This window comes from Monashia sp. NPDC004114 (assembly GCF_053603855.1).
The window spans coordinates 101,511-108,745 of record NZ_JBSGGK010000018.1; the positions used below are offsets into that span (position 1 = coordinate 101,511).

The 7,235-nt window shown below is 71.5% G+C and carries 6 protein-coding genes; 1 reads left to right on the top strand and 5 read right to left on the bottom strand.

Translation table 11 applies throughout. The features are described 5' to 3' along the window. Positions 1-12: 12 nt before the first annotated feature. From ACWEOW_RS20260 to ACWEOW_RS20280, 5 genes are all read right to left on the bottom strand, one after another. Positions 13-2,127: a PTS fructose transporter subunit IIABC gene (locus tag ACWEOW_RS20260; RefSeq protein ID WP_452271047.1), complete on the bottom strand. Its 2,115-nt coding sequence runs from the start codon at positions 2,125-2,127 to the stop codon at positions 13-15. 16 nt (positions 2,128-2,143) lie between these two features. Continuing rightward, entirely contained in the window at positions 2,144-3,091 is a 948-nt protein-coding gene (gene pfkB, locus ACWEOW_RS20265) for a 1-phosphofructokinase (protein WP_452271048.1), read from the bottom strand. Further along, on the bottom strand, positions 3,088-3,849 hold the full coding sequence (locus ACWEOW_RS20270) for a DeoR/GlpR family DNA-binding transcription regulator (RefSeq protein ID WP_452271049.1): 762 nt from the start codon (positions 3,847-3,849) through the stop codon (positions 3,088-3,090). The genes pfkB and ACWEOW_RS20270 overlap by 4 nt, the downstream gene beginning before the upstream one ends. Before the next feature lie 217 nt (positions 3,850-4,066). After that, entirely contained in the window at positions 4,067-4,726 is a 660-nt protein-coding gene (locus ACWEOW_RS20275) for a phosphodiesterase (protein WP_452271050.1), read from the bottom strand. Between the two features lie 52 nt (positions 4,727-4,778). Then, positions 4,779-5,489: a pyridoxal-phosphate dependent enzyme gene (locus ACWEOW_RS20280; protein WP_452271051.1), complete on the bottom strand. Its 711-nt coding sequence runs from the start codon at positions 5,487-5,489 to the stop codon at positions 4,779-4,781. A 411-nt stretch (positions 5,490-5,900) separates the two neighbouring features. On the opposite strand from ACWEOW_RS20280, the gene ACWEOW_RS20285 reads away from it, so the two are divergent. Next, positions 5,901-7,235 (top strand): DUF222 domain-containing protein (locus tag ACWEOW_RS20285; protein WP_452271052.1); only part of this gene is annotated, 1,335 nt, incomplete at its 3' end.

A 7,235-nucleotide genomic window follows, 5' to 3' on the forward strand; every position in this document is an offset into this window, starting at 1 on the left:
GGTGGTCAGGTCTCAGACGGTAGCCGCCGCTTCGACCTCAGCGAGGTTGTGCTCGCGAGACTTCAGCGCGACGACGATCGTTGCCATGACGACGACGCCGATCGCGAGAGCGAGCAGGAAGAGCAGGAAGTTGCCGATGAGCGGCAGCACCCAGATGCCGCCGTGCGGCGCCCGCAGGGTCGTGCCGAACACCATGGCCAGGGCACCGGCCACCGCGGAGCCGACGACGGACGAGGCGATGACGCGCACCGGGTCGACTGCGGCGAACGGGATCGCGCCCTCGGAGATGAACGATGCGCCGAGCAGCCAGGCGGCCTTGCCGTTCTCGCGTTCGGGCTCGGAGAACAGGTGCGGCCGGACGGCCGTCGACAGCGCCATCGCGAGGGGCGCCACCATGCCGGCGCACATCACGGCTGCCATGATCTTCAGCTGCGGCGCGTCCGTCGAGGCTCCGGCGGCGGCGAGACCGGTCGTGGCGAACGCGTAGGCGACCTTGTTCACCGGGCCACCGAGGTCGAAGCCCATCATCGCGCCGAGGATCGCGCCGAGCACGAGGGCGCTGGTCCCGGACATCCCGTTGAGCCAGTCGTTGAGCGCGGTCGTGAGGTTCGCGATCGGCCGGCCCAGTACGACGATGAACAGGCCGAGGGTGATGAACGCCGACAGCAGCGGGATGACGACGACCGGCATGACGCCGCGGACCCCCTTGGCGACGTTCCAGCCGGCGATCCATCGGGCGACGAAGCCGCCGAGGAGTCCGGTCACGATGCCACCGAGGAAGCCGGCGCCCATCGTGGCGGCGACCGACCCGCCGACGATCCCCGGGACCAGGCCCGGTCGGTCGGCGATGGCGAAGGCGATGAAGCCCGACAGGATCGGCACGAGGAAGCCGAACGACGCACCGCCGATCACGAACAGCAGGGCCGCCCAGGAGGTCAGGCTGGCGGCGCTGAAGTTCTGGGCGATGTTGTACTGGTCGGCGCTGGTGAGGTTGTACTTCGTGATCTCGATCGGGCCCTGCTCGCCGAGAGCGACCTGGGAGAGCATGAACGACAGGGCGATGAGGATGCCGCCCGCCGCGACGAACGGGATCATGTAGGACACACCGGTCATGAGCCACTGGCGGATGCGGGTGCCGAGTCCGGCGGTCTCGTCGACCTTCGTGACGAGCCCGCCTGAACCAGGCGCTCCGGCGGCCGCCGCCCGGGCGGCCTCGGCCTTGGCCGGGTCGGCCTCCCACTCCGCGACGAGCTCTTCGGCCTGGGCGACGAGCTGAGCCCCGTCCGAGATGCCACGCTTCACGCCAACGTCGATGGTGGGCTTGCCGGCGAAGCGCCCGGCGTCCTTGACGGGCAGGTCGTGGGCGAAGATGACCGCGTCTGCCGCCGCGATCTCGGCGGCGCTGAGCGGCTTCGACCCGGCCGAGCCCTGGGTCTCGACCTTCATCGTGTGTCCGGCCGCCTTGGCTGCGTTCTCCAGGCCTTCGGCCGCCATGTAGGTGTGCGCGATGCCGGTGGGGCACGACGTGACCCCGACCAGAGTGAGCGAGCGCTTGGGCGCGGTCGCGGTCGCCGTGGCGCCGCCGGCCGCTCCGGTCCGGTCAGCGGCCGCACCGGCCGCGGCCGCTGCAGTGACCCCGCCGCCCGTCGCGGCAGGCGCCGCGGCTGCGGCCGCCGGCTGGTCGAGCTCGACCTCCGCGCTGACGATCCGCACCACCTCGGCCTCGGTCGTAGCCGACGCGAGCGCGTCCTTGAAGTCCTTCTTCATCAGGGCACGCGCGAGCTTCGGCAGCATCTGCATGTGGGCCTCGCCGCCGCCCTCGGGTGCCGCGATGAGGAAGATGAGCGTGGCGGGGCCGTCCTTGGCGCCCCAGTCGATGCCGTCGGTGGAGCGTCCGAAGACGAGCGACGGCTCGGTGATAGCCGTGCTGCGCGCGTGCGGGATGCCGATGCCGCCGGGCAGACCGGTGGCCATGGTCTCCTCGCGCTTGCGGACGTCGTCGAGGAAGGTGGACAGGTCGGTGCAGCGCCCGGACGCGACGAGCCGCTCACCGAGCGCTCGGGTCGCCTCGTGGCGGTCGGCACCGGTGAGGTCGAGGACGACCTGCTGTTCGGTGATGAGGGACATGGGTTTCCTTTCCGGCTCAGTGAGACAGAACCCGGCTGAAGTCGGGGCTGCGGTGGAGGTCCACGGGTATGCCGACGAGATCCCCAGGTGAGGGGACCCGGCTTCCCGGGAGGGTGACGGCTGCCGCGCCCCAGGCGACACCGCTCATGAGGGCGTCGGCGGCACTCAGGCCGCTCGACAGGCCGTGGAGCAGACCGGCGAGCATGCAGTCGCCGGCGCCCACGGTGGACAGGGGGTTGCTGATCGTCGCCGTGGCGTGGACGACCTCTTCCGGGGTGACGAGCAGCGCGCCGTCGCGACCCAGGCTCACTGCGACGGTGTCGATGCCGTCGCGGACCAGGTCGCGCGCGGCGGCGCGGACGTCGCCGAGCGTCGGGAGCGCGTGGCCCACGGCCTCCGCGAGCTCCTCGTGGTTGGGCTTGATGAGCGACGGCTTGGCCGCGAGGGCGGTCGCCATCGGCGCACCCGACGAGTCGATCGCCACGTGTCCGCCACGCTCGCGCACGAGGCCGACGAGGACGGCATACAGGTCGGTGGGGGTGCCGGGAGGGAGGCTGCCGCAGCCGACGACCCAGTCGGCGCCCTCGGCGAGCTCGAGCGTCACTCCGAGCAGGGCGTCGACCTCGTCTGCGGTCAGGGTGGGACCCGGCTCGTTGAGCTTGGTGGTGGTGCCGTCGGGCTCGAGCACGGTGATGTTCATCCGGACCGTCCCCGAGACGGGAACGCTGCGGCGGGCCACGCCCGCAGCGTCGAGGAGCTCCTCGAGCAGGTGCCCCTCCGGGCCGCCGACGGGAAGCACCGCGACCGTCTCCCCGGACTGGGCGGCGATCGCGCGGGAGACGTTGACTCCTTTGCCGCCCGGGTCGATCCGGCTGTCGGTGGCGCGATGGACCTCGCCACGGCGAAGTGCGTCGATGACGACGGCGCGGTCGACGCTCGGGTTGGGGGTCAGCGTGACGATCATGCCGTCACCACCCGCAGGCCCGAGGCCCGGAATCCGGTGACGAGCTCGTCGTCGAGGTCGCTGTCGGTGATGAGGACGTCGACGTCGTCGAGGCCGGCGAACCGGTGCAGGTGGTCGTCACCGGCCTTGCTCGAGTCGGTGAGCACGACGCACGAGCGACCGGCTTTGACCATGGCCCGCTTGACGACCGCCTCGGCCTGGTCGGGGGTGGTCAGTCCGCGCTGGACGGAGATGCCGTTGGTCCCCACGAAGGCGACGTCGACGGCGACGTCGGCCAGGGCGCTGGTGGTCCAGTCGCCGACGGCTGCTCCGGTCGTGCTGCGGACCCGTCCGCCGAGCAGGTAGAGGCTGACGCCTCGGTGGGACGAGAGGGTGGTCGCGACGGCGATGCTGTTCGTCAGGACGGTCAGCTCGGTCTCTGCCGGCAGGAGCTCGGCCACGACCTGGGTGGTGGACCCGGAGTCGAGCAGGATGCTGCCGCCCGCGGGAATCTCGTCGAGGGCCCGCGCTGCGATCCGCCGCTTCACGTCGGCCAGGCGCCCGAACCGGGTCGCGAGACTCGGCTCGACCTCGAGCCGCTCGACCGGGATGGCGCCCCCGTGGACCCTGCGCAGCGACCCCCGCCGCTCCAGGGCCGACAGGTCGCGACGGACAGTCTCGGCAGCAACGCCGAGGGAGTCGGCGAGTGCGCTCACCTCGACTCGGCCGGCGCGGCGCGCCTCGACCATGATCCGTTGCTGCCGCTCCGCTGCGTACACGGGGACCCCTTCGTCCGGTGTTGGTGGTGCTTGCCCACCATGAAACCACTCAGTCAGGCAGATGTAAATAGATACGGGCGCCCGTTTCTGTGGTTTCGCAGTGACGGCTGCGTGCCGAAGCCGCCTTTCCAGCGTGAAGCCACCCGCGCACGGGTGGCTTCACGCGAAAAGGGTGGTTCGGTCGATGCCGTCGCGAGCTGCCGACATGGCTACGCGGTCAGGTGGGGGGCCCGGTATGCCGGCGCGCCCACAGGTGCCCCGGCTCGCGCAGTGCCACGACCCACGGCGGCACCGTCGTGCCGTCGAGCTCGTCGACGACGGGGTCGTAGCGGGTGGGCTCGTCCGGGACCTCGTGCTTGATGTGCAGCAGCCCGATCGGGGACCACGGAGAGCCGCCCACCGAGATGCTCAGCTCGTACTCCCTCGGAGGCTCACCCTCGGTCATCGGGGCAACCATGAGCACCACGCTGCAGCCGGCCGCCGCGCGGGTCGGCAGCATCGTGGTGAGTGGACCGGTCGACGGTCGCCGGGTCGGCCGGGGAACGTGCCGCGAGACCCGCCCGGCGCCGGTCGTCGTGAACCACAGGTCGGCAGGCCCGCCGGAGCAGCCCGCCTCCGGGATACGCACGGCCACTCCGCCGATGTCCCACCAGCCCGCAGGCGTGGAAAGGGCCCGCGAGAACCGCACGGTGCAACGGTGGACGCCGCGGTCCTCGACGAGCGGGATCGCCAGCTCCGGCATCGGAGCGTCGATGCGCACCGCCCCGAGGTAGGTCCGTCCCCAGGCATGCAGCGTCTTGCGCTGCCCGCCCGTGGCGGCACCGAGGGCCGTGGCCAGCACTCCCCCGCCCATCCGCGTGCCGAGGTCCATGGTCACCTCACAAGTCTCCCGCGACAGTCAAGAGATACCCGGTCGGTCATGTTCGTCGTCACACCTGCGAATGGTGTGAGACTCGACTCATGAAAAGATCACCGGTCCTCATCGTGGTGGGACTGCTGCTCGTGGCTATGGGACTCGTCTGGATGTTGCAAGGTCTCGGGGTCATCGGTGGCAGCGCCATGTCAGGGCACACCCTGTGGGCGGTTGTCGGGCCGATCGTCGCGCTCGCCGGGCTCGCGCTGGTGTTTCGCGGCACCCGGCGCAAAGCCTGAGCCGACGCCGCGACTCCGGCGTAGAGACCGCCGCCGCCGACCGCGACAATCACCGTGTCGATGGACGGCTCGTCCTCGAAGATCTCCTCGCAAAGGGTGCCGGCCCCAGCCGCGACCTCGAACTGGTCGTAGGCGTGGGCGAAGGCCGCGCCGCTCTCGTTTCCGAACTCGACAGCGGCTTGGTAGGCCTCGGCATACTCGGTGCCCGCCCGTCTCACGTCAGCGCCATAGCTGCTGATGAGCTCGACCTTGACCTCTGGCGCTATCTCCGGCACGAGGACGGTGGCCCGGACGCCGAGCTCGCGCGCGACAAATGCGTGCGCCAGCCCGGCGTTCCCGCCTGACGCGACGACGATGCCAACGTCGCCGATCTCGCTGGTTTCGAGCGCTGCGAGCTGGCGGTTGAAGGCGCCCCGAGTTTTGAACACGCCACAGTGCTGGAGAAACTCGCCCTTGAGCCAGACTGAGTCCCGGCCAGCAGGCGGCATCAAGGGAGTCCGTCTCACGCGTCCCGCGATCCGGCCGGCGGCGGCCCGTACATCGTCCCTGGTGACCCTCACGCGCCCAAGTATCGCGGTCCAGCATGATGCGACCCATCTCGGGAAGCTCAGTCCCACCAGGTCATTCGGCAGGGCGCCGTTCCGCCAGGTCAGCAAGCGCGTGGGTCGCCGGGGAGCCTGATCTGGCGGACTGCGCCGGGTCCGGGCACGACAGTCCTACTCCGAGCTCCTGACACCTGGCCTCCGCATCTGGCAGGTGCCTGCTCACGGCAGCTGGGATCGCGTTGGAGGTCACAGACAGTAGCGGTCATCCACAACGGTGATCAGAACTTGTCCGAGCTTGCCTTGTTTAGACGCTGTTTGCGTTCGGTTGTCGGTGGTGGCTTCTATCCTGGACTCATGCACACCGGCACCGATACCGAACGCGACTCGCCACCCGTGGCCGCGCCCGCCACCGGTGCCCCAGTGCCACGGCTCGATCACGCCGACCCGTTCAAGCCCGTCAACCGCGTCGAGAACGGTGAGACCGCCGAGACGGCCGAGACTGGTGAGACAGATGGTCTGGTCGGGACACTGGACTCGCTGCTGGCCACGATGCAGGAGACGCTGGGCTACCCGACCTGGTCGCTGCCCGAGGCCCACGTCGGCCAGGCCCTGGGGAAGGCCCAACGGCTCCGGGCCCTGGCTGACACGCTGACCGTGCGGCTGGCCGCCGAGGCCGACTCCCGCGGCCTGGCCACCACGCACGGGCTCTCCCCGGCCGACTGGCTGCGCACCATGGCCCCCGACCTGGAACCGGCCGCCGCGCCCGCGCTGGCCCGGGTCGCCGCCGCGGTCGCCACCACCGACGCCCTCACCGCCGGCAACTTCACCGCCAACGTCCCCGAGACCACCGGCATGGCCGACGGAGTCGACGGGGGCGAGGGAGCCGACGGGGTCACGGATGTCGACGGGGTCGGCGCTGGGATCGGGGCTGGGGGTGGGCCGTTGTGGGCCCGGCTCGCCGCCGGGGTCACCGCCGGGCAGGTCACCACCAACCAGGCCGCGCTCATCCTGCGCTTCCACGACGACCTGGCTCGGGTCGCGGACCCCGAGCACCTTCGCGACATCACCACCGCCATGACCGACGCCTGCGACGTGCTGTCCCTGCGCGAGCTCGGCCGGCTCGCCAACCACGCACGCGCCTCGCTCAAACCACCCGCCGAGCTCGACGCCAACGACACCGCCATGCGGCTCGGGCGCGCCCTGACCCGGATCCGGGCCACCACCGCCTACACCGAGTACCGGCTCCGGCTCGACCCCGAAGGCGCCGCCATCCTCGACGCCGCCATCGACCCCCTCGCCCGACCCCGACCCGACCACCACTGCACCCCCACCAGCAGCAGCCCGACCACCCGCACGACCACCAACACAGCGGGCACAGCCAGCGGGCCCCGCGACACCAGCACACCGGGCGACACCAGCACCCCGGGCGACACCAGCACCCCGGGCGAGGCCGGCCCCGGCGACGACCGGACCGGCGACGGCTTCGCCCGTCTCTTCGGCAGCGGACCCGGCCCTGGCCCTGAGCACGCACCAGCCGCCCACGGGCCCGGCCATGGGCCCGGCCACGGGCCCGGCCAGCGGGACCCGCGCACCCCCGCGACCCGCCGCGCCGACGCCCTGCTCGAGCTGATCGGACGCGCCGTGGCCGCCCCCCACGGCGTCACCCGCACCCCCCGCACCCAGCTGGTC

Coding starts and splice junctions, on each gene's coding strand:
- ACWEOW_RS20260 (WP_452271047.1), bottom strand. CDS start 2,127: ATGTCCCTCATCACCGAACAGCAGGTCGTCCTCGACCTCACCGGTGCC.
- pfkB (WP_452271048.1), bottom strand. CDS start 3,091: ATGATCGTCACGCTGACCCCCAACCCGAGCGTCGACCGCGCCGTCGTC.
- ACWEOW_RS20280 (WP_452271051.1), bottom strand. CDS start 5,489: ATGCCGCCTGCTGGCCGGGACTCAGTCTGGCTCAAGGGCGAGTTTCTC.